The sequence below is a fragment of the Rhizobium sp. BT03 genome (genome assembly GCF_030053155.1).
In the GTDB taxonomy this organism is placed as follows: Bacteria; Pseudomonadota; Alphaproteobacteria; order Rhizobiales; family Rhizobiaceae; genus Rhizobium.
This window is the reverse complement of record NZ_CP125640.1, coordinates 3,407,498-3,429,324: the sequence shown is the minus strand read 5'-3', so window position 1 is coordinate 3,429,324 and position 21,827 is coordinate 3,407,498. Positions and strand designations below refer to the sequence as shown.

The following is a 21,827-nucleotide window of genomic DNA, read 5'->3' as shown; positions in this document are numbered from 1 at the left end:
CCATTCATGTCACGGTGACAAAGTCTCCGTTCACAATTGGCTTGCCGCGCCCTAAGCATGAGCGAACCCGCAAGCAGGACGATTCCCGAATGGCCAGCATTGAAATGATTGTCGCCGCCCGCGCCCGTCTGCGCGGTCACGCGAGGCGCACGCCGCTTCTCTCCTCTCCCTTCCTCGACGAGATCGCCGGCCGGCGCCTTTTCGTGAAGGCCGAGTGCCTGCAGCATTCCGGCTCGTTCAAGTTTCGCGGCGGCTGGTCGGCCGTCTCCGGCCTCGATCCGGCGGTACGCTCGAAGGGTGTCATCGCCTTCTCCTCCGGCAACCATGCTCAGGGCGTCGCGCTTGCCGCCAAGCTGCACAATGTGCCCTCTGTCATCATCATGCCGAGCGACGCGCCGAAGCTGAAGATCGCCAACACCCGCGCCTTCGGCGCCGACGTCGTCCTCTACGACCGTATCAACGAGGACCGCGACGCGATCGGCGCTAAGCTCTCGGCCGAGCGCGGCCTGACGCTGATCAAGCCCTTCGACGAACCGCTGGTGATCGCCGGCCAGGGCACGACCGGTCTCGAAATCTCCGAGCAGGCGGAAGAGGAAGGCGTGACATCAGCCGAAGTCCTCGTGCCCTGCGGCGGCGGCGGATTGACCTCCGGCATCGCGTTAGCGCTCGAAGCCAGCGCCCCCGGCTTTCGCGTGCGCCCGTGCGAGCCCAAGGATTTCGACGATACCACCCGCTCGCTCGCCTCCGGCAGGATCGAACGCAACGCGTCGATATCCGGCTCGCTCTGCGATGCGATCCTGACGCCACAGCCCGGCAATATCACCTTCCCGATCTTGAAGCGCCTCGCCGGCGCCGGCATCGTCGTCACCGACGAGGAGGCGCTGCGCGCCATGGCGCTCGCTTTCGTCAGGCTGAAGATCGTCGTCGAGCCCGGCGGCGCGGTGGCACTCGCCGCCGCCCTCTTCCACGGCGAGGAACTGGAAAGCGACACGGTGGTCGCCGTCACCTCGGGCGGCAACGTCGATTCCGATATCTTCTCCATGGCGCTGGAACGCTTCGGCTGAGGACATCGTCAGGCAGCCAGCGGCCCGGCAACGCCCGATAACAGATGCAAGTCGTGAGGCATCCGGCTCTCTCGAGCCGAATGCCGCATTCAGCCGTCAGATGGAGTGAAGCGCCCGGCGGATTGCCATCTCGACCGGCGAATAGGCGCCGTCCTCCCGTTCGAGCCGAAGGGGTTCGGAGGGTACCAGGCCGGGCTGCGCCATGAAGCGCGGTTCTTTGCCGCGATGCATTTGCGCTGCATGGATAAGGAACGGATGGCACAGATAGACCGTGCCCGCCTGCCCCGTCGCCAAGGCCAGCGGCCGGTCTTCGCCGACATGCTCCAGCCCGAGATGCGCCATACCCGCCTCGCCCGCCGGTGCCAAAAGGCGCGCGATATCCTTGTGCGAGCCGATACGGATGCGGGTCGGCGCATCCTCTTCCCCGACATCCGAGAACAGGAAAAGCATCAGCAGCGCCCGCCCGCGCGAGGTGATATTCACCCGCCAGGCGGAAAAGTCCCGTTGCTCGTTCGGATCGGAATCCACACCGGGAAAGCTCAGATCGACATGCCAGCCGGCATCGCCGGGATCGTCCGGATGGGGAAATCGCACCGGGAAACTTCCAAGCCCGCTGCGTGGCTCCCAGCGCCCTTTGCCGACAAGCTGGTCGAACGCCGAATGCAATACCGGTGTGTTGACGGCTTTCTCGAATGGTCCTCCGCCATAGCCGGGAAGCCGCACGACAGGCTGCGTCCAAGTCTTTGGCTCATCCGCGTCGAAGGGAATATCGGATCGTGTCCCAGGGAGTGGTGTAGCTGGATTTCATAGCCATCGGTGATTTCCGGTAGGGTCGGGTTGCTTAGAGCCAACCTGAAGGACTCCACCGATGACCGACGACATGATGAACCTACGCTCACTCGTTGAGAAGAGCGCTGACGCCGATTTGCTGCGCGAGATGATCGGCTTTGCTGCCGAGAAACTGATGGCGCTGGAAGTCGGCACGAAGACCGGTGCGGGCTATGGCGAGAAGAATGGCTTTCGACTTGCCCAGCGCAACGGCTACCGCGACCGAGACTGGGAGACGCGGGCGGGCACCGTCGAGCTGCGCATTCCCAAGCTTCGTACCGGCAGCTATTTCCCGAGCTTCCTTGAACCACGCCGTATGGCCGAGAAGGCTCTGACGGCGGTTATTCAGGAGGCCTATATCCAGGGCGTTTCGACCCGCTCGGTTGATGACCTCGTCAAGGCGATGGGCATGTCGGGCATTTCCAAGAGCCAGGTCTCCCGGCTGTGCGAGGAGATCGACGAGAAGGTGAAGGCCTTTCTCGACCGGCCTATCGAGGGCGAATGGCCCTATCTGTGGATCGATGCTACCTACCTGAAGGTCCGGCGTGGCGGGCGCATCGTCTCTGTTGCAGTCATCATCGCCGTCGGCGTCAACACCGACGGCCGACGCGAAGTGCTCGGCATGGAGATCGGCACGTCCGAGGCCGAGGCGATCTGGACGGAATTCCTGCGCAAGCTGACCAGGCGGGGTCTGCGTGGCGTCAAGCTCGTCGTCTCCGATGCCCATGAGGGCATCAAAGCCGCAGTATCGAAGGTGCTCTGCGCCACCTGGCAGCGCTGCAGGGTCCACTTCATGCGCAATGCTTTGGCCCATGCTGGAAAGAGCGGACGGCGCGTCGTCTCCGCCTTCATTGCCACGGCCTTCGCTCAAGACACGCCGGAGGCGGCAAGCACTCAGTGGCGCAACGTCGCCGACCAGATCAGGCCAAAGGTCCCGAAGCTTGCCAGTTTGATGGACAACGCTGAGCAAGACGTACTCGCCTACATGACCTTTCCCAAGCAGCATTGGGCCAAACTTCACTCGACCAACCCGATTGAGCGATTGAACGGCGAGATCAAGCGGCGGACAGAGGTCGTCGGCATCTTCCCCAACGACGACGCCATCGTGCGCCTGGTCGGTGCGCTGCTGCTCGAACAGAATGATGAATGGGCCGTCCAGCGATCTCGCTATATGACCCTTGAGACAATCGCTACGATGAGCGATGATCCACTCATCAGCCTGCCAGCAGCAAGCTGACACTCATCCGGCCCTCTGGGATCAGCCGTGGCCGTCTAAGCTACACCACTCCCTGGGACACGATCGAATATCGCGCCACATGATGGCGCGAGCTTCCTCGGCCAATTCGCATGGAAACGCCTCGTCGATCCGGATAAAGCCGTCCTCGATGAATTGCTCGATCTGCGCGGCGCTCAGCCCCGGCGGGTAAACATTTGATGTCATGAAATATCTCTCTATCGCCAATCCTGCCGGCTCTTCCTTGGCCAGATGCAGGGTCGTTACATCGACGGCAACGCGCCAGCCGTGAAGGCTGGTAAGCGGCCGCATCTTCCGATGCCCGAAGGCAGAGCTTTAAAGGCTCAAGAAGAAGGCCGTGGCGATATTGAGGGTGATCATCTTCATAGCGACCCGACGCTATAACCCAGCAGCCGAAGGGTCAATGCACAAATGTCAGGCCTTTCCGCTGAGCGCGCCATGCACCGACTGCAACACGAGTTCGGCAAGCCGGGCTGCAGCCGGCTGCGGTTCGGCTTCGGCCCGATGCAGGACCAGACCGAGCTTTGGCAAATCAGGCAGGCCGATCGTCTCCGGCGCCAGCGGCCGGACCTTTGCCGGCAGGCCGATCGGTGTACGGATGGTGATGCCGAGGCCGGCTGCCGCCGCGGCCCAGAGGCCGCCGAGGCTGGGGCTGACGAAGGCGAGCCGCCAGGAAATGCCGGCCGCGTCAAGTGCCCGGGTCGCCGCGCTGCGCAGCAGGCACGGCGCCTCCAGCGAGGCGAGCGGCATCGGCTCGCCGCTCGCCGCATGCCAGCCAGGCGATCCCTCGGCAGGTCCGATCCAGCGCATCGGCACCTCGCCGATCCGCTCGCAATGCGCCGTCAGCGCGCCGTCGCTCCAGGCAAGCGCCAGATCGAGCTTGCCTGAGGTGACGCGCTCGAGCAGTTCGGCATTGCGCACCACCCGCGCCTCGATCCGCACCTTCGGATGCGCCCGCGCGAAGCGGCCGAGCACCTCCGGCAGCAGGGTCTCGCCGAAATCCTCCTGCAGGCCGAGCCGCACCCAGCCTTCCAGCTCGATGCTGTGCACGGCCGCAGCCGCCTCGTCGTTCAACTCCAGCAGCCGCCTGGCATAACCGAGCATCGTCTCGCCGGCATCGGTGAGCGCCAGCCCGCGCCCCGCCTTGCGGAAGATCGGCGTGCCCGCCTGCTCCTCCAGCTTCTTCAGCTGCGCGCTGACCGCCGAGGTGGAGCGTCCGAGCTTTTCGGCCGCCTTGGCGAAATTGCCGAGCTCCATGCCGGTCGAAAACGTGCGCAGCACATCGAGATCGAAGATCGTCCGTCGCATCAATATTCCCGATTTTCAGGATCATTTATTCAGAATATTCTGATTTTCAGCATCATCGTGCCGTGCGATGGTGCTGCTGTCAAGGCCGAGGACGGCCCGAACCATGGAGATCCCGATGCCCTTCGTTCGCATTTCCCTTCGCAAAGGCAAGTCGCCGGACTATCTCGCTGCACTCGCCGACACCATCCAACGCGCCTTGGTCGAGACCTTCGACGTGCCCGAAAACGACCGTTTCCAGGCCATCCATCAGCATGACGAAAACGAGCTGATCTTCGACCGCAACTATCTCGCCGGTCCGCGCTCAGCAGATTTCGTCTATATCTCGATCACCATCGGCCGTCCGCGCACTGCCGAGATGAAGGCGGCGCTCTATCGGCGGCTGGCCGATCTGCTCAGCCAATCACCGGCTCTCCGGCCCGAGGACGTGATGATCGTCATCAGCACCAGCGCCCCTGGTGATTGGTCCTTCGGCGACGGCATCGCCCAGATGACCAATCCTGATTGGCGGTTACGGGCAGCCGGAGGCCAAAGATGAGCGCTTCGAACCCGAGGACGATGACCGTCCGGCGCCCCGGAAAGGCGGTCCGCTCGCCCGAGGGTGTCGCAACAGCGCCTTTCTGGGTCGAGATGCTGCTCGAAGGAAGCGCCGACGGCGAAAACACTGCCATGCGCGCCACACTCGATCCCGGCACCATCACCCGCTGGCATACGCACCCTCGAGGCCAGTTGCTTTACGTGCTTTCGGGGCATGGGTTGGCGCAAAGCGAGGGTGGTCCCGTCGAGGAACTGCGCGCCGGCGATGCTGTCTGGTTTGCGGCCGGCGAGCGCCATTGGCACGGTGCCGCGGACGACAGCCCCTTCGGCTATCTCAGCATCCAGGCGACGGATAACGGCAGCATCGTCGAATGGCTGCAGCCGGTGGAGGCACGATCATGATCGCCATGCAATACAGCTTCACCCTGCCCGCCGATTACGACATGTCGATCATCGACCGCCGAATGCGCGACAAAGGTCCGCTGCTCGACGGCTTCCCCAATCTCGGTTTCAAGGCCTATCTCAGCGCCCGCCGGCGCGAATTCGCCAGCCGTGAAAACCTCTACGCACCCTTCTATCTCTGGCAGAAGCCGGAAGGGGCAAGCGACTTCCTCTGCGGCCCGGCATTCCAGGCGCTCACCGGCGCCTTCGGCTGGCCGCAGGTGAAGACCTGGATCGTATGGCAGGCAGAAGTCTCGCCCGATATCGCCGCAGCCAGGTTTGCGACCCGCGAAGTCCTGCAAATAGAGCCTTACGCACCGCTTGCCGATATCCGCAGCGCCGAAAGCGCTGAGGCTGAAGCCGATGTTGCGACAGGCGGCGCCCTTGCCTCCGTCCGCGGTTTCGAACCGACGACATGGACGCGGGTGCGCTTCAGGCTATGGAGAGAGATCCCCGAGAGCGGCGAGCCCATGCAGGCCTATCGCGTCGGTCACCTATCCCTGGCTCGAACCTGACCTTAAACGGTGGCCCGGCGGTAGAGGGCGAGCGAGCCGGCCAGCGCCAGCAGCGCACCGCCGCAGGCGCGCTCCAGCCATAGGGCGCCCGAGGTTTTCAGGAAACGCACCGCCTGCGAGCCGAAGAAGGCGTAGCCGAACATGATGAGGAAATCGAGCGCGGCAAAGGTGAGCGCCAGCAGCGCATATTGCGTTGCCTGCGGCAGGGCCGGGTCGATGAACTGCGGCAGAAAGGCCGAGAAGAACAGATAGCCCTTCGGATTGGTCGCCGCGACCATGAAGCTCTTCAGTCCGATCGAGACGGGCGACGCCGCCCCCGCAGGCGCCCCGGGCTTCAGCGCCGCATCGATCGTGCCCTTTGAGCGCAGCAGCATGATGCCGAGAAAAGCGAGATAGGCGGCACCTGCCCATTTCAGCATCGAGAACCAGAATTCCGATGCCGCCAGCAAGGCGCCGAGCCCGATCGCGACGGCGCCGATCAGCACGAAATCGGAAAGCACCGCGCCGATCATGCCGGCAATTGCCCGGCGCAAGCCATGCCGCGAACCATTGGTCAGCGCCAGCAGCACCGTCGGCCCCGGTGTGGCGATGCCGACGAAGGAAACGGCTGCGAAAGCCAGAAGCGTGACGATATCCATGGTGATCCCTCCCAATCCAGGGACCGAAACTTGCATGCACCGCAGCCCTTGGCAATGCCGCCCCGTCAAAGAAAAAGCCCGCCACCTCCGTGAACGGGAGACGGCGGGCTTAAAAGAGATGCGATCGGATCAGATGCCGCTCTGGCCGTCGGAACCGATATAGGCGATGCGGATCATGTTGGTGGCGCCGGGCGTGCCGAGCGGTACACCGGCCGAGATGATGATGCGGTCGCCCGGCTTGCCGAAGCCCTCGTCCGCGACGATGCGGCAGGCGCGGTTGACCATGTCGTCGAGATCGGTCGCGTCATGGGTGACGACGCAATGCAGGCCCCAGACGACGGCAAGGCGGCGTGCCGTCTTGATGATCGGCGACAGCGCCAGGATCGGCACCTGCGGACGCTCACGCGAGGCGCGAAGGCCTGTCGTACCCGACGAGGTATAACAGACGATCGCCGAGAGCTTCAGCGTCTCGGCAATCTGGCGGGCGGCCAGCGAGATCGCATCGGCGCCGGTTGCTTCCGGCTGGGCGCGCTGGGCATAGATGATGCCCGGATAATGCGGCTCGCGCTCGATGGCGGTGGCAATCGACGCCATGGTCGAGACGGCTTCGACGGGATAGTCGCCCGAGGCCGATTCGGCCGAGAGCATGACGGCATCGGCGCCTTCGAAGACGGCGGTCGCGACGTCGGACACTTCGGCGCGCGTCGGCACCGGCGCCGAGATCATCGATTCCAGCATCTGCGTGGCGACGACCACCGGCTTGCCCGAACGGCGGCAGGCGCGGATCAGCTGCTTCTGGATGCCGGGAACCGATTCAAGCGGCATTTCGACGCCGAGATCGCCGCGGGCGACCATCAATGCATCGGAAAGCTCGATGATTTCCTCGATACGCTCGAGCGCCTGCGGCTTTTCGATCTTCGACATCAGGCCGACACGGCCACGGGCGATCTTGCGCACTTCGGCAAGGTCGTCGGGGCGCTGGACGAAGGACAGCGCCACCCAGTCGACATCGTCGGTGGCGAGCACGGCGTCGAGATCGGCGCGGTCCTTGTCGGTCAGTGCACCGACGCCGAGCAGCGTGTCGGGAAGGCTGACGCCCTTGCGGTCGGAGATGCGGGTGCCCGAAATAACGGTGCAAACGATGCTCTTGCCGTCGCATTTTTCTGCGCGCAGCGCCAGCTTGCCGTCGTCGATCAGCAGGCGGTGGCCGGGCTGCACCGATTCCAGGATCTCGGGATGCGGCAGATAGACGCGGGTCTGATCGCCGAGCGCTTCGTTGTTATCGAGCGTGAAGGTCTGGCCGGGCTTCAGGTCGACCTTGCTGTCGACGAATTTGCCGACACGCAGTTTCGGTCCCTGCAGATCGGCGAGAATGCCGATCGGCCGGCCGGAGCGGGCTTCGACCGAGCGGATACGCTGGATCAGCGTGCGCATCACGTCGTGGCTCGCATGGCTCATATTGATGCGGAAGACATCGGCACCGGCCTGGTGCAGCTTCTCGATCATCGATTCCTCGGCGGAGGCTGGCCCGAGGGTGGCGAGGATTTTAATTTTGCGATTACGCTTCATCAATTCTGGCTTTCTTGCGTCCCTGGGGTGTCGGAGAGTTGGACCATCCAGCTGCCCTGGCGGCCCGTGTCGTATTCCTTGAATCCCATCTTCTGGTAACCCCGGGCATAACAATCCTGCACACCCGTGATCTTGAACTCGTTTTCCGCCACGCACATCTGCACGTCACCCGTCCAACGTCCTCCCCGGGCAGCGTCCTCTGCGTAGAGGTAATAATAACGCGATTGCAATTCGCCCTCGATCAAGGTGGCGCAGGTCGTTGCCGGCACCTGCCACCAACCTTCGGTCATCCAGCCATCCTTGGCCCGATAGCCGATCGCCACACCGACGAGATTTTGTGTTCCGTTGCAGACGCGAAAATCGGCGCGCGCAGCATCTGCGATGAAGAACGGCATAAAGGCTGCAAGAGCAAACAGAGCGAGACGGACCAGCGGTCCGGACCGCGTGAGGAAACTTGGCGCGGCTTGGATCAACACGGCTCCCAAATAGCTCCACGGTTATTCGTATGCTTGTCTTCTTGCGCCGCCGTCAAGCGAAAGTCAACGCAATGCTAATCGATTATATTTCCTTTCACAAACCGCCCGCCGAGGGTCCGGCTCAGCCTCTGTCCGACTGCGGGCGCTTGAACGTGGCGCAGTCGCATGCGATCACTGCGCCCGACCGCACCCGACTACCCAATGACGATCGGTAATTCCTGATGGACGACTTCCAATCCTTCGAAATCCTATCCGGCAAACATGACAAAGGCATGGTGATCCTCGCAGATCACGCGATGAACCGCCTTCCCGCGCGCTATGGCCGGCTCGGCCTGCCGGAGGCGGCCTTCGCCCGTCACATCGCCTATGACATCGGCATCGAGGGGCTGACGCGGCAGCTTTCGGCGAGCCTCGGCGTACCCGCGGTGCTAGGCGGCTTCTCGCGCCTGCTGATCGACCCGAACCGCGGCGAGGACGATCCGACGCTGATCATGAAGATATCAGACGGCGCCGTCATATCAGGCAATCACCCGATCACGCCGCAGGAATGGGACGACCGGATCGCAACCTTCCATCGCCCGTATCACGATGCCGTGGCCGCAACGATCGACGGCGTGGCGAATGCCACCGGCAGAGCACCGCTGGTGCTGTCGCTGCACTCCTTCACGCCGGCCTGGAAAGGCATTCCCCGTCCCTGGCACGCTGCCGTGCTCTGGGATAGCGACCATCGCGCCGTCGGCCCGTTGCTTGACATGCTACGTGCCGATCCCGATCTCGCCGTTGGCGACAACGAACCCTATGACGGCGCGCTGAAGGGCGATACCATGTACCGCCATTGCATGATCACTGGCATTCCGCACGCGCTGCTCGAGGTGCGGCAGGACCTGATCGCAGACGAGACCGGCATATCGGCATGGGCCGAACGCCTGGCGCCGATCTTTGCGGCGATGAACGCCGATCCCGCCTTGCACGGATACGACGTTCATCTGTCGCGCACCGGCCCCTATTGAACGACAGCCCCATTTAACGAAAGGCCTCACTTTAACGAAAGGAAGCGAGATGACCGCGCTCAGCAAGGAACAACAGATTGAATTCGAAGCTGCCGCCTTCCGCCGCCTCGTCGCACATCTTCGCGAACGCAGCGACGTTCAGAACATCGATCTGATGAATCTGGCCGGCTTCTGCCGCAACTGCCTGTCGAACTGGTATCGCGAAGCCGCCGAGGCTGAAGGTGTCCCGGTTAGCAGGGACGAATCGCGCGAGATGGTCTATGGCATGTCCTATGAGAACTGGAAGAATCTTCACCAGAACGAGGCCTCGCCTGTGCAAAAGGCTGCATTTGAACTGAACAACCCACACAAATAGCTTGGCTGGCCGCGAACAGGCTTGACCCTGACGCCGCTTCGCGGCAGTCACTGGCATCCAAAATTGATCACCGAAAAACCAGGAGAACACGATGTCTGATGCTCATGGCGTCGCCCGCGATCAGCTTCGCGCTTTCATCGAGCGCATTGAACGGCTGGAAGAAGAAAAGAAGACCATCGCCGACGACATCAAGGACGTCTATGGCGAAGCCAAGGGAATGGGCTTCGATACCAAGATCCTGAAGAAGGTCGTGGCGCTGCGCAAGAAGGACGAGCAGGAACGCATGGAAGAGGAAGCCATCCTCGACACCTACCTGCACGCGCTCGGCATGATCGAATCACCGCCGGAAGGCTGATCCGCTTCGCACCGCGGATGCCGACAAGCCGCCGGACGCCCGGCGGCTTTTCTTTTGCGGAGAACGCGCCAGGTTAAACGATGGCCTGATCCAGTCGAAGCAGCCAAATGAAAAACCGCCGGATCGCTCCGGCGGTTTTTTGATATTTCCTGATCGGCCGGCTCAGTTCGTGTTGAACTTGCGCACTTCCATGAAGTTCACAGCCGTGCCGCTGAAGCGGGCCGGATCGACCGAAGCGGTCTTGACGTTGAAGCCTTCAGCATAGACGGCGGTCGGCTGGGCGCGCATCGTCTGGCTGACGAAACGCGGCGCCTTGACCTGCTTGGAGGCCATTTCCAGGCGGGCATTGGTCAGCGCCCACTGCGAAATCATCTTCTGCGTCAGCTTCGGCTCGGTACGAACCGTCGCGCGGCTGGCGTCCGCCGCGGCGGCTTCCTTGTGCGTCGGGCGGCCGCCCTTGGTGGGCAGGCCCTGCGCCACGGCATTTTCGGTGGCCGGTTCGTCGAAGCCGTCGCCAAAGCTTGCCGATTTGGTCATCGGCGCCAAGGCTGCGAGCTCGAGCGGCGGTTTTGCGGCAGGCGGCTTTTGCGTCATCGCGGCATTGATCGCCTGCTCCACCGTCATCTCAGGCGCCTTCGACGCGATCTGACTGTCCCCCTCGTTCCGCTGCTGCTCGAGCGCATCGGCGACAGCGGGAGACAGTGCATCCTGATCGGCTTCGTCGGCCTCGGCTTCCGGATCGGCATCGGCCGCGGCAAGAAGGTTCTCGGCAACGGCAGGGCGCTCGATCGGCGTCGGAACCGGCAGGCCGTTGTCGCCCGTCAGCGACGCAACCTCTGCGTCGCCAGGCGCGCGGCGCGGGCCGAGAAGCGAGGGAACCGGAATGCTGTAGGCGCTGAGATCGGCAAACTGCTGTGGCCGGGCCTGATCGGCCGGAAGGGCCGCTGCAAGAGCCTGTTGCGCGGCATTACCCGAAGGCGGTGCGATGAGCGCGCTCGCCATGTCGCTGCCGGCCGGCTGGTTGCTGAATGCCGGGCGAACCTGCGGCACCGGCGCGTTCAGATCGGCGACTTCGGTCTGCTGCGGTTCGGCAGGCGCGGGCGCGGCCTTCGGCGGCGTCGCCTTGGCGACGGCCACAGGCGTCGAATCGTCCGACTCGTCTTCCTGCTCGTCCGCTCCGCCGCCGAACAGCGCGGCAAACAGCGTCTTGTGCTTCGGCGCCGATTCGGAAGCGCTGGCGATCTCGATCTGCGTGCCGCTGACGCGGCGCTTATAGTCTGCCATTGCCTGCTGATAGCCCGGCAGCGGCTTGCCGTCAGCCGGAATATGAATGGTGTTACCGTTCGGGAAAAGCCGGACCAGCTCGTCGCGGCTCATGCGCGGCCAGGCGCGAACGCCGCCGACGTCCATATGCACGAAGGGCGAACCCGATTTCGGATAGAAGCCGACGCCGCCGACCTGCATCTTCATGCCGATCCCGCGCAATGTCGCGAGCTTGACGTCCGGAATGAAGAAGTCCATCGCCTTGCCGAGCATATGCTGGCTCTTTTCGGCGACGCCCGAGTTGCGCGAACGGCCGCGCAGCATCTCGTTGGTACCCGGCGAACGGAAACCGCAGACGACGTTGATATAATCCCGCGAACCGCTCTGGCGATAGACTTCCCAGATCAGGTCGAACAGCCGCGGATCCATCTTCGTCGGCTGGTTCTTACGCCAGTCGCGCAGGAAGCGGTTGAGCTGCTCCAGACCCTTGGGGTCGAACTTGCCGTTGCGCTTGTAGGTGATGACGGCCTTTTCGCCGGTATGGATGAAATAGAGCTTGAGGCTGCGGGTGTCGCCCGCTGCTTCAGAAGGTGTACTGACGAATACCGGTGAGGAGACCGCGAGCGCAAGAAGGGCGGCCGCTGCCGTCCTTGCTGCCTTTCCGCAGATGTCGGCGCACAACAAGCGCCAGCTCAAGCGCGAAGGCTTGGAATTCCCATTCAGATTCGGCAACTCGATCCCCGTCAGACAGACAATGTCCCGTACTGTCTCAGATGACTGTCAAATGCGGTCACACGATGGCAAAAATGCCACACATGATCAACCTTTTCTTTACATAGTGAACGAGCCACTAACAAGTGGTTTATGATCAGTAACAAATCGTGGTTGCCTTAGTCTTAATAAAAAGCGCTTAAGCCGCATCTTTCTGGGGATTATCGGGGTCTATGCCGTAATCTTTGAGTTTGCGATAAAGTGTGGACCGGCCGATGCCAAGTTTGCGCGCCACTTGACTCATCTGCCCACGATAGAATTTGAGTGCGAATCGGATGAGCTCCTCCTCGACATCGGCAAGCTTGCGCACGTCGCCGGCTGGATTGACGCTGGCGATCGCATTTTCGGAGGTTTCGGACAGACGGTGGTGCACCTCTCCCGAGATCGACGCCCTGAATTCCTCGCCATAGCTGTCGTCGGGATCGAGGCCGGTATTGTCGGCAACCAGCGCCAGGTGATCCACCACTTCATATTCCGGAAGCTGGGCGGCGATCTGCGGGAAGTCCCCTTCCGTCAGCTCCGGCCCTTCGGCCAGAACGACCGCGCGGAAGATCGCGTTTTCGAGCTGGCGGATATTGCCCGGCCAGTCATAGGCGGTCAGCAGCGCCAGCGCGCCTGAATTCACCGTCATGCGGCGGCCGTTCTTCTGCTCGCTGGAGAAGCGGTCGGCAAAGACCCGCACCAGATGCGGAATGTCCTCCTTGCGCTTGCGCAGCGCCGGGATGGTGATCGGGAAAACGTTCAGGCGATAGTAGAGATCTTCGCGGAAATGACCGTTCTTGACCTCCTCGATCAGATCCTTGTTGGTCGCCGAGATCAGCCGGACATTGACCTTATGCGCGGTGCGCGCGCCGACGGTCTCGATCTCGCCCTGCTGCACGGCGCGCAACAGCTTCACCTGCACCTCGAGCGGCAGGTCGCCGATCTCATCGAGGAAGATGGTGCCGCCGTCGGCTTCCATGAATTTGCCGATGTGGCGCTCGGTCGCGCCTGTAAACGCGCCCTTCTCATGGCCGAACAGAATGCTCTCGACGAGATTGTGCGGGATCGCCCCGCAATTGACCGTGACGAAGGGCTTGTTTGCGCGGTCGCCGCCGGACTGGATGGCACGCGCCACCAGTTCCTTGCCGACGCCGGATTCACCTTCGAGCACAACCGGGATGTTGGACTGAGCCGCCCGCTGGGCGAGATCGATGACGCGGATCATCGCCGGGCTTGCCGATACGATGTCGTCGAAGCCGACCGCGCCCGAGCGCGACCGGCGCCCGGCCCGCGCCTTCACCTCGCGCTGGTCGAGCTTCATCGCGTTCGAGATCGAGGTGGCGATACGTTCGGGCGAGACCGGCTTGACGACGAAATCGAAGGCGCCGGCGCGCATTGCCTGCACCACCGTTTCGATGCCGCCCTGGCCCGTCTGCACGATCACGGGGATCTGCGTGCCGAATTCGTGAAGTGCGTCGAGGAATTCGAGGCCGGTCATCTCCGGCATCATCAGGTCGAGCACGATGACGTTGAAAAGGCCGCTGTCGCGTTTGACCATTTCCAGGCCGATACGGCCGTTTTCCGCCTGGTGCACGACATGGCCGTGACGCTCGATTGCGTTCTTGAGCAGGCGCCGCTGCACCGGGTCGTCCTCGACCACGAGGATTTGCCCTGCTCCCTTGAGCTCATTGTAACCGGTCATTGTCGCCTCACTTCATGCGAAACCATGAAGCGCACTCTGACAGGAAGGCTTGAACATCCAGTTTTGAGAAACAATTGCATTTTAACGATTGGAACAGGTCATTTTCGTGCCGAACCGACGCCTTTCTTGCGCCGAAAGGCCCTTGATGCCGGGCCTTCTCGCGCTTATTCAAGCAGACCTGTTATGAAAGTGGAGAGGAATTGCCCCATGAAAATCGAGCTCCCGCACGCCCGCCTTCTTTTGTCGGCAGCAGCGCCAGCCGGGCCCTCCGATCCGGGGCTCGGCGATCTGCCGGTCTGGAAGCTGCAGGATCTTTATCCCTCCGCCACCTCGACCGCTTTCGTCGCCGACATGGAAAAGGCCGGCAAGGCCGCGATCGCCTTTGAAGAAAAATGGAAGGGCAAACTCGCCGAGGCGGCAACGAAAACCGGCGACGAAGGCATCGGCGCGGCGCTGAAGGAATATGAGGCGCTGGACGATATCATGGGCCGCCTCGGCTCCTTCGCCGGCCTCACCTATTTCTCCGACACCACCGATCCGGCCAACGGCAAGCTCTATGGCGACGTGCAGACCAAGATCACCGAATTCTCAGGGCACCTGCTGTTCTTCGCGCTCGAACTCAACCGCATCGACGACGCGGTGATCGATGCCAGCATGGCCAAAGACCCCGCCGCCGGCCACTATCGCCCGTGGCTGGTCGATCTCAGGAAAGACAAGCCCTACCAGCTCGACGACCGGCTGGAACAGCTCTTCCTCGAGAAGTCGATGACATCGGCGGCCGCCTTCAATCGCCTCTTCGACGAAACCATGGCGGAACTGCGCTACGAGATCGATGGCGAAAAAGTGCCGCTCGAAGTGGCGCTGAACATGCTGCAGGAGAAGGATCCCGAAGTGCGCCGCAAGGCGGCCATGGCGCTCGCCGCAACCTTCAAGGCCAATATCCGCATCTTCACGCTGATCACCAATACGCTTGCCAAGGACAAGGATATCTCCGACCGCTGGCGCGGCTTCGAGGACATCGCCGACTCCAGGCATCTCGCAAATCGCGTCGAGCGTGAGGTCGTCGATGCGCTGGCCGCGGCCGTCCGTGAAGCCTATCCCCGCCTTTCGCACCGCTATTACAAGATGAAGGCGAAGTGGCTCGGCATGGAGCAGATGAATTTCTGGGACCGCAACGCGCCGCTTCCGGAAACCTCCAGCGCCGTCATCTCCTGGCCAGAGGCGAAGGATACGGTGCTTTCGGCCTATGGCAATTTCGCCCCCGAGATGGCTGATATCGCCCGGCGCTTCTTCGACGAGCAGTGGATCGACGCCCCGGTCCGCCCCGGCAAGGCGCCCGGCGCCTTCGCCCATCCGACGGTTCCCTCGGCCCACCCCTATGTGCTCGTCAACTATATGGGCAAGCCGCGCGACGTGATGACGCTTGCCCATGAACTCGGCCACGGCGTGCACCAGGTTCTCGCCGGCGCGCAAGGGGCGCTGATGTGCCAGACGCCGCTGACGCTTGCCGAGACCGCGTCGGTCTTCGGCGAGATGCTGACCTTCCGCGCGCTTCTGGAAAAGACCAGCGACACGCGCGAGCGCAAGGCGATGCTCGCTCAGAAGGTCGAGGACATGATCAACACGGTCGTGCGCCAGATCGCCTTCTACGAATTCGAGCGCAAACTGCACACCGCCCGCAAGGCTGGTGAACTCACCGCCGACGATATCGGCGAACTCTGGCTCTCCGTCCAATCCGAAAGCCTCGGGCCGGCGATCAGCATTTCTGAAGGTTACGAGACCTATTGGGCCTATATCCCCCATTTCATCCACTCGCCCTTCTATGTCTACGCCTATGCCTTCGGCGATTGCCTGGTGAATTCGCTCTACGCCGTCTACCAGAAGGCCGAGAAGGGTTTTCAGGAGAAGTATTTCGAACTGCTGAAGGCCGGCGGCACCAAGCATCACTCGGAGCTGCTGAAGCCTTTCGGCCTCGATGCCACCGATCCGTCGTTCTGGAGCCAGGGCCTGTCGATGATCGAAGGGCTGATCGACGAATTGGAGGCTTTGGATAGGGCGTAAGAGAGCGAGTCCCTTCTCCCCTCGGGGAGAAGGTGCCGGCAGGCGGATGAGGGGGCGACACGGCAGAACCTCTCCTTTGCATACGCTCAGGACGTCGCTTCGCTCCCCCCTCGCCTGCCCTTCGGGTATCTTCTCCCCGAGGGGAGAAGAGAGAAAATATCCGAGGCTCCCGATCGCATCCGAGCAATGGGGAGCAGAACAAACCGAAAGCGTTGCGTGGCCAGTCAACCCTATATTCTCTTCCGAGACGACACGATCGAACAGGTGATGCTGTTCGCCGAGCCGGCCGAGATCATCGTCGCGCGAACATGCGCCGAGTTCTTCGCCGGCCTTGCCAGGATGGAAAAGGCCAAGGCCGAGGGCAAATGGCTTGCCGGCTATATGGCCTACGAGGCCGGATATCTCTTCGAGGAGAAACTCGCTCCCTTCGCCCGTGAAGATCGCGAAACCCCGCTGCTCTGTTTCGGCGTCTTCGACGCGCCGCAGGCGGATACACACCCGCTCGCCCAGCCGAAACAGCGCCTCGAAAACGAGGAGTTTCTCACCGCCCCCAAGGCGGCCTGGGATTTCCCCATATATAAAGAGCGTTTCGACCGCCTTCACGAGCACCTGCGGCTCGGCGATGCCTATCAGGCGAACCTCACCATGCCGGTCGAGGCCCGCTGGAACGGCGATCCCCGTGCCGCCTTCTGGTCGCTGATCGAGCGCCAGCCGGTCAAATACGGCGCGCTGATCGATCTCGGCGGCCCGCTTATCCTGTCGCGGTCACCTGAACTGTTCTTCCGTACCGATGAAGACGGCTGGATCGAGACCCATCCGATGAAGGGCACGGCGAAACGCGGCGCCACCGCCACTGAGGATGCCGAAATCGTCGAGGCCATGCGCCGCGATATCAAGACGCAGGCCGAAAACCGCATGATCGTCGATTTGCTGCGCAACGATATCTCCCGCATTACCGAGGTCGGCACGCTCGACGTGCCGAAGCTCTTCGACATCGAGACCTATCCGACCGTTCACCAGATGGTCAGCCATGTGCAGGCAAGGCTCATCCCCGGCCTTTCGATCCGCGACATCTTTTCCGCCCTCTTTCCCTGCGGCTCGATCACCGGCGCGCCGAAAATCCGCGCGATGGAAATCCTCCACGCGCTCGAAGATGGACCCCGCGACGCCTATTGCGGTGCGATCGGCATGATTTCGCCGAGCGGCGCCATGCGTTTTTCCGTCGCCATCCGCACCATCACGCTTTTTGACGGCGGCCGGGCCGTCTTTAACGTCGGCGGCGGCATTGTCTTTGATTCCACCGCCGAGGCCGAATATGAGGAATGCCTGCTCAAGGCCCGCTTCGCCGTCGGCGATCAATGGATCGCGCGATGACCGATTTTTCGCTGATCGAGACGCTGCGCTGGCAGCCCGCCGACGGTTTTATCCGCCTGCGGCTGCATCTCGCCCGGCTCTCCCGCTCCGCCCGCCGCCTTGGCTTCCCGCAGCCGATCGATGCTGTGGCAAGGCTTGACGAAGCCGTTGCAGGTGCCGCCGCTCCGTTGCGCGTCCGCCTGACCTTCGACGCCCAAGGCCGCATCGAGGTGACCAGTGCCGCCTTCGTTCCGCTGTCGCCCGAGACCACCTGGACCGTCCGCCTCGCCGAGACCCGCCTGAACTCCGCCGACAGGCTGCTGCGTCACAAGACCACGCGCCGCGCCGTCTACGAGAGAGCGCGCGCCGAATACCGGCCTGATGAGGCCGATGACGTCATCCTGTTGAACGAGCGCGGCGAGGTCTGCGAGAGCACCATCACCTCGATCTTCCTGGATGACGGCACCGGCATCCTGCGCACCCCGCCGATCTCCTGCGGCCTGCTCGCCGGCGTGCTGCGCACCGAGCTCATCTGCCAACGCAAGGCCCGCGTCGGCCGCCTCAGCCTTGCCGATCTCGACGCCGGCACGCTTTACCTCGGCAACTCGCTGCGCGGCCTGATCCGCGCCAATCTCATCAGGAACTGATCATGTTCATCCTCTCCCTCACCTACCGCAAATCCAACGAGGAAGCCGACAAACACATGGAGCCGCACATGGCCTGGGTGAAGGAAGGTTATGCCAAGGGCTGGTTCCTCGCCTCCGGCCGCAAGGTGCCGCGCACCGGCGGCGCGATCCTCGCAATCGGCGACCGCGCCGCGATCGAAGCCTATGTCGCCGCCGATCCTTTCACCCTCCACGGCGTCGCCGAATACGACATCACCGAGCTCGCCGTGACGACGACGGTCGAGGGACTGGAAATCCTGAAACGCTGATTGGCGGGAGTCGGTCAGATGATCAGACGGCGTCGGTGAAGAATATTGACAATATGTGCTACGCTACCCACAATAGAAGAAGATGAGGGATCCGCCAATGGCCTCGGGTAGCATTCACGTAAAGGTTAGCGGCGCGCTGCAGGATCACATCCAACAGCAGATAGGCGATGGCGGCTTGTACGAAAACGCGAGCGAATACATCCGCGCTTTGATCCGCCGCGATTTGCAGACCCGCGATGAGGCATGGGATGCCCTGCAAAAGGAACTCGCACCCGCGATGCGGGCCGCAGACAGTGAGTTTATCACCGTCACCGCCGAGGACGTTATTCGCCGCAATAAGCACCGCTGATCATGGCGGCTTATCGCTTTTATCCGCGCGCGGATGTCGCTCAGGATAAGATTTGGCGCGATACGCTCGAGAGGTGGGGAGAGACGCAGGCGGATGCCTATATACTCGGACTGCATGGGCAGTTGCAGCGCTTGTGCGAGAACCGACTGATCTGGCGGCAACTTCCGCAGCGCCTGGTGGTTCCTGCCGATATCAAGCGTCGGGCTTATTTTTGCCGTTACGAACACCACTATATTTTCTTACGTGAACTCGAAAACGGCGACATCGGCGTGATGAGCATTCTTCACGAGCGGCTGAATCTGCCGGTACGGCTCAGAGAGGACTTGGCGGCCCTGTACACCAAACCCACCTCTCGCCCGCCCGATATTTGAGCTTTCCCCCTCAACACTCTTTATTGTGACGCGGTTTTATGGTTAGAGCCGGTCACCTCGCAATTTCTGCGGCAATTTCAAAAGAATTCTTCGGGCTGAACGCTTTCGTCCCCTTCCACAGGAGAAAAGAATGACGGAACAGAACTATCCGGTATATGCCGAAATTACCGGTCCGATCGTGATGATCGGCTTTGGCTCCATCGGTCGCGGCACCCTGCCCCTGATCGAGCGCCACTTCAAATTCGACAAGAGCCGGATGGTCGTCATCGACCCGCGCGAAGAGCCCTCCGACATGGAGATCCTGAAGAAGCACGGCGTCCGCCACATCAAGGAATATGTCACCAAGGACAATTACAAGGACCTGCTGAAGCCGCTGCTGACGGAAGGCAAAGGCCAGGGTTTCTGCGTCAACCTCTCGGTCGACACCTCCTCGCTCGACCTCATCAAGCTCTGCCGCAAGCATGACGTGCTCTATGTCGACACCGTCGTCGAACCCTGGCTCGGCTTCTATTTCGACAAGGGCATGAGCAATGCCGACCGCACCAACTATGCGCTGCGTGAAACGGTGCGCAAGGAAAAGGCGAAGAACCCGGGCGGCGCCACCGCCGTCTCCACCTGCGGCGCCAATCCGGGCATGGTCTCCTGGTTCGTCAAGCAGGCGCTCGTCAACCTCGCCAACGACACCGGCCTGAAGTTCGACGAACCGGATCAGCACGATCGCGAAGGCTGGGCCAAGCTGATGAAGAAGCTCGGCGTCAAGGGCGTCCACATCGCCGAGCGCGACACCCAGCGCACCAAGCATCCGAAGCCGCTCAACGTCTTCTGGAACACCTGGTCGGTCGAAGGCTTCATCTCCGAAGGCATGCAGCCGGCCGAACTCGGCTGGGGCACGCATGAAGAATGGATGCCGAAGAACGCCAAGAAGCACAAGAAGGGCAACAAGGCGGCGATCTATCTGGAACAGCCGGGCGCCAACACCCGCGTACGCACCTGGTGCCCGACGCCCGGCCCGCAATATGGCTTCCTCGTCACTCACAACGAGTCGATCTCGATCGCTGACTACTTCACGGTTCGCGACAAGGACGGCGAAGTGACCTTCCGTCCGACCTGCCACTATGCCTACCATCCGGCCAACGACGCCGTGCTCTCGCTGCATGAAATGTTCGGCAATGGCGGCACGCCGCAGCCGGTCCACCATGTTCTCGACGAGGACGAGCTGGAGGACGGCATCGATGAACTCGGCGTCCTGCTCTACGGCCATGAGAAGAACGCCTACTGGTACGGCTCGCGCCTGTCGCTCGAAGAAACCCGCCGCATCGCGCCCTATCAGAACGCCACCGGCCTGCAGGTCACTTCAGCCGTTCTCGCCGGCATGGTCTGGGCGCTGGAAAACCCGACTGCCGGCATCGTCGAAGCCGACGAGATCGATTACAAGCGCTGCCTCGAAGTGCAGATGCCCTATCTCGGCCCGGTCGAGGGACATTACACCGACTGGACCCCGCTCGATGGCCGCCCGGGCCTCTTCCCTGAGGATATCGACACCAAGGATCCGTGGCAGTTCAGGAACATTCTCGTTCGCTGAGATCGCTCGCGCGAGTTTGAAGATGCCCGCCGCAAGGCGGGCATTTTTGTAACGCCTGCTGTCTAAATGCCGCCCGGCACCCGCCAAGGCTTGCCTTCGCGGCGGGCGCGCGCCATGTTTTGCCCGAACTTGGCGGCTGTCCGCCACGCCGAATCGCCGGGAGAAGCCTTATGAAAATCAGAACTGGTCTCGTTCTTGTCGGTGCCGCCGCCGCGCTCGCCGCCTGCGTTTCGCCAGAGCCGCGCAGCCTGCCGGTTGCCACAGCACCGGCCGCCACCGGCGTCGAAGGCAACTGGAGCGATCCGAACGGTATCGTTTCAACCTTCCAGGGCGGTAGTTTCACCACTCGCACGACCGACAGCAACCAGCTTCTTGCCTCAGGCACCTATATCAATACCTCGCCGACCCTGGTCGAGATCAACATGACCTCGCTGGTGCGCAAGACCCAGTCCAAGGTCAATTGCGCCCTCGTCAACCCGAGCCAGCTCAACTGCACCTCCGATTCCGGCGCGCAGTTCACGCTGTCCCGCCGAGGCTGAAGATAAGGCGTAGGCTAAGCACACCATGCGCGCCCTCGCCGTTTACCTCGTCCTGCTGCTCGCGCTGCCGCTTGCGGCGCTTGCCGTCCTTTTTCCGGCCAATGTCTATCGTGCCCAGGGCATCGCCGCTCTCGATTGCGACGGACCGGGCCAGGTGCTGATGTTGGCTGTGCCGACAATATTGATCTACGGCGCCGGCGCGCTCTTTGCCTATCGGGCCGGCCGGCGCTTTCACCGCCTCGTTTTTCTTCTTTGTCTGATCATCGCCCTCGCCACGGCTGCGAATATCGCGGAGGCCGTGCACGAACTCTACCGAAACGCCGCCGACGGCGAATGCCTGTGATAGGCCAGTCCGGCTTTCCTGGGATAGGCACCCGGCCTTTTTTGCCCCGCCCCCTTGGAAAGCGCCCGTCCTGGCCCAGCTTTCTCTTGCGGTCGTCCATCGTCTGATGGAACATCCGCAGGCCGGGAAACGCCCCGGCGGACTAATGCATGTCGCCCGGAAGTGTGCAGCGCTTCCGGGATAACGACATGCATAAAAACAAAGAGCTAAAGCGCGTCACATGAAGCAA

Annotated in this window: 23 protein-coding genes and 2 pseudogenes; 17 read left to right on the top strand and 8 right to left on the bottom strand. The window is 62.4% G+C overall.

The window, feature by feature from the left end; genetic code table 11:
• The first annotated feature begins 89 nt into the window (after positions 1–89).
• Positions 90–1,064 (top strand): threonine/serine dehydratase, encoded by a 975-nt coding sequence (locus QMO80_RS16725; protein WP_283197541.1) that lies wholly within the window; start codon positions 90–92, stop codon positions 1,062–1,064.
• 96 nt (positions 1,065–1,160) lie between these two features.
• On the opposite strand, the pseudogene QMO80_RS16720 reads toward QMO80_RS16725, so the two are convergent.
• A pseudogene (locus QMO80_RS16720) lies at positions 1,161–1,835 on the bottom strand (phytanoyl-CoA dioxygenase); the annotation flags it as partial.
• 97 nt (positions 1,836–1,932) lie between these two features.
• On the opposite strand from QMO80_RS16720, the gene QMO80_RS16715 reads away from it, so the two are divergent.
• Positions 1,933–3,129 (top strand): IS256 family transposase, encoded by a 1,197-nt coding sequence (locus tag QMO80_RS16715; RefSeq protein WP_283197540.1) that lies wholly within the window; start codon positions 1,933–1,935, stop codon positions 3,127–3,129.
• A gap of 66 nt (positions 3,130–3,195) precedes the next feature.
• Here the strand turns inward: QMO80_RS16715 and QMO80_RS16710 are convergent.
• Together QMO80_RS16710 and QMO80_RS16705 are read right to left on the bottom strand one after the other, a co-directional pair.
• Positions 3,196–3,333, bottom strand: a pseudogene (locus QMO80_RS16710) (phytanoyl-CoA dioxygenase); the annotation flags it as partial.
• Positions 3,334–3,561: 228 nt separating this feature from the next.
• Positions 3,562–4,455 (bottom strand): LysR substrate-binding domain-containing protein, encoded by an 894-nt coding sequence (locus QMO80_RS16705; RefSeq protein ID WP_283197539.1) that lies wholly within the window; start codon positions 4,453–4,455, stop codon positions 3,562–3,564.
• 115 nt (positions 4,456–4,570) lie between these two features.
• Between QMO80_RS16705 and QMO80_RS16700 the strand changes: the two genes are divergently transcribed.
• Genes QMO80_RS16700 through QMO80_RS16690 form a run of 3 tightly spaced genes read left to right on the top strand, consistent with a single transcriptional unit; the run spans position 4,571 to position 5,945 of the window.
• Positions 4,571–4,990, top strand: coding sequence for a tautomerase family protein (locus QMO80_RS16700; protein ID WP_283197538.1), 420 nt, complete (start codon positions 4,571–4,573; stop codon positions 4,988–4,990).
• The gene (locus tag QMO80_RS16695; protein ID WP_283197537.1) at positions 4,987–5,391 is read left to right on the top strand and encodes a cupin domain-containing protein; all 405 of its coding nucleotides are present in this window, start codon (positions 4,987–4,989) and stop codon (positions 5,389–5,391) included. Before QMO80_RS16700 ends, QMO80_RS16695 begins: the two co-directional genes overlap by 4 nt.
• Positions 5,388–5,945: a DUF4865 family protein gene (locus QMO80_RS16690; protein WP_283197536.1), complete on the top strand. Its 558-nt coding sequence runs from the start codon at positions 5,388–5,390 to the stop codon at positions 5,943–5,945. Before QMO80_RS16695 ends, QMO80_RS16690 begins: the two co-directional genes overlap by 4 nt.
• 2 nt (positions 5,946–5,947) lie before the next feature.
• Here the strand turns inward: QMO80_RS16690 and QMO80_RS16685 are convergent, their stop codons facing one another.
• From QMO80_RS16685 to QMO80_RS16675, 3 genes are all read right to left on the bottom strand, one after another.
• Positions 5,948–6,583 carry a LysE family translocator gene (locus tag QMO80_RS16685; protein ID WP_049734678.1) on the bottom strand — a complete coding sequence of 212 codons (636 nt, stop codon included), beginning with the start codon at positions 6,581–6,583 and terminating at the stop codon, positions 5,948–5,950.
• 129 nt (positions 6,584–6,712) lie between these two features.
• Positions 6,713–8,152 carry a pyruvate kinase gene (pyk, locus tag QMO80_RS16680; protein WP_283197535.1) on the bottom strand — a complete coding sequence of 480 codons (1,440 nt, stop codon included), beginning with the start codon at positions 8,150–8,152 and terminating at the stop codon, positions 6,713–6,715.
• Entirely contained in the window at positions 8,152–8,637 is a 486-nt protein-coding gene (locus QMO80_RS16675; RefSeq protein ID WP_184343277.1) for a DUF1036 domain-containing protein, read from the bottom strand. The genes pyk and QMO80_RS16675 overlap by 1 nt, the downstream gene beginning before the upstream one ends.
• Before the next feature lie 212 nt (positions 8,638–8,849).
• Here QMO80_RS16675 and QMO80_RS16670 point away from each other — a divergent pair, with 212 nt between their 5' ends.
• The 3 genes from QMO80_RS16670 to QMO80_RS16660 all read left to right on the top strand — a co-directional run bounded on the left by QMO80_RS16670 (position 8,850) and on the right by QMO80_RS16660 (position 10,348).
• Complete coding sequence (locus QMO80_RS16670) at positions 8,850–9,638, top strand: N-formylglutamate amidohydrolase (protein WP_283197534.1); 789 nt, start codon at positions 8,850–8,852, stop codon at positions 9,636–9,638.
• Positions 9,639–9,687: 49 nt separating this feature from the next.
• Positions 9,688–9,993 carry a DUF1244 domain-containing protein gene (locus QMO80_RS16665; RefSeq protein ID WP_283197533.1) on the top strand — a complete coding sequence of 102 codons (306 nt, stop codon included), beginning with the start codon at positions 9,688–9,690 and terminating at the stop codon, positions 9,991–9,993.
• 91 nt (positions 9,994–10,084) lie between these two features.
• Positions 10,085–10,348 (top strand): DUF2312 domain-containing protein, encoded by a 264-nt coding sequence (locus QMO80_RS16660; protein WP_003585771.1) that lies wholly within the window; start codon positions 10,085–10,087, stop codon positions 10,346–10,348.
• A gap of 162 nt (positions 10,349–10,510) precedes the next feature.
• On the opposite strand, the gene QMO80_RS16655 is transcribed toward QMO80_RS16660, so the two are convergent.
• Both QMO80_RS16655 and QMO80_RS16650 read right to left on the bottom strand, forming a co-directional pair.
• Positions 10,511–12,343 (bottom strand): DUF882 domain-containing protein, encoded by a 1,833-nt coding sequence (locus QMO80_RS16655; protein ID WP_283197532.1) that lies wholly within the window; start codon positions 12,341–12,343, stop codon positions 10,511–10,513.
• A 178-nt stretch (positions 12,344–12,521) separates the two neighbouring features.
• Positions 12,522–14,066 (bottom strand): sigma-54 dependent transcriptional regulator, encoded by a 1,545-nt coding sequence (locus tag QMO80_RS16650; protein WP_283197531.1) that lies wholly within the window; start codon positions 14,064–14,066, stop codon positions 12,522–12,524.
• A 207-nt stretch (positions 14,067–14,273) separates the two neighbouring features.
• Between QMO80_RS16650 and QMO80_RS16645 the strand changes: the two genes are divergently transcribed.
• The 9 genes from QMO80_RS16645 to QMO80_RS16605 all read left to right on the top strand — a co-directional run bounded on the left by QMO80_RS16645 (position 14,274) and on the right by QMO80_RS16605 (position 21,598).
• Positions 14,274–16,127 (top strand): M3 family oligoendopeptidase, encoded by a 1,854-nt coding sequence (locus QMO80_RS16645; RefSeq protein WP_283197530.1) that lies wholly within the window; start codon positions 14,274–14,276, stop codon positions 16,125–16,127.
• Between the two features lie 267 nt (positions 16,128–16,394).
• Positions 16,395–17,501: an aminodeoxychorismate synthase component I gene (locus QMO80_RS16640; RefSeq protein WP_283200207.1), complete on the top strand. Its 1,107-nt coding sequence runs from the start codon at positions 16,395–16,397 to the stop codon at positions 17,499–17,501.
• Positions 17,498–18,127 (top strand): aminotransferase class IV family protein, encoded by a 630-nt coding sequence (locus QMO80_RS16635; RefSeq protein WP_283197529.1) that lies wholly within the window; start codon positions 17,498–17,500, stop codon positions 18,125–18,127. The genes QMO80_RS16640 and QMO80_RS16635 overlap by 4 nt, the downstream gene beginning before the upstream one ends.
• A 2-nt stretch (positions 18,128–18,129) precedes the next feature.
• The gene (locus QMO80_RS16630) at positions 18,130–18,414 is read left to right on the top strand and encodes a YciI family protein (protein ID WP_283197528.1); all 285 of its coding nucleotides are present in this window, start codon (positions 18,130–18,132) and stop codon (positions 18,412–18,414) included.
• Positions 18,415–18,511: 97 nt separating this feature from the next.
• A complete protein-coding gene (locus QMO80_RS16625; RefSeq protein WP_283197527.1) occupies positions 18,512–18,763 on the top strand; it encodes a transcriptional regulator in 252 nt (83 codons plus the stop codon).
• Positions 18,764–18,765: 2 nt separating this feature from the next.
• On the top strand, positions 18,766–19,134 hold the full coding sequence (locus tag QMO80_RS16620) for a type II toxin-antitoxin system RelE/ParE family toxin (protein WP_283197526.1): 369 nt from the start codon (positions 18,766–18,768) through the stop codon (positions 19,132–19,134).
• A 130-nt stretch (positions 19,135–19,264) separates the two neighbouring features.
• On the top strand, positions 19,265–20,716 hold the full coding sequence (locus QMO80_RS16615; protein ID WP_283197525.1) for a homospermidine synthase: 1,452 nt from the start codon (positions 19,265–19,267) through the stop codon (positions 20,714–20,716).
• A 170-nt stretch (positions 20,717–20,886) separates the two neighbouring features.
• The gene (gene omp10 / locus QMO80_RS16610) at positions 20,887–21,255 is read left to right on the top strand and encodes an outer membrane lipoprotein Omp10 (RefSeq protein ID WP_071090891.1); all 369 of its coding nucleotides are present in this window, start codon (positions 20,887–20,889) and stop codon (positions 21,253–21,255) included.
• A gap of 25 nt (positions 21,256–21,280) precedes the next feature.
• Positions 21,281–21,598 (top strand): hypothetical protein, encoded by a 318-nt coding sequence (locus QMO80_RS16605; RefSeq protein WP_283197524.1) that lies wholly within the window; start codon positions 21,281–21,283, stop codon positions 21,596–21,598.
• Positions 21,599–21,827: the final 229 nt, after the last annotated feature.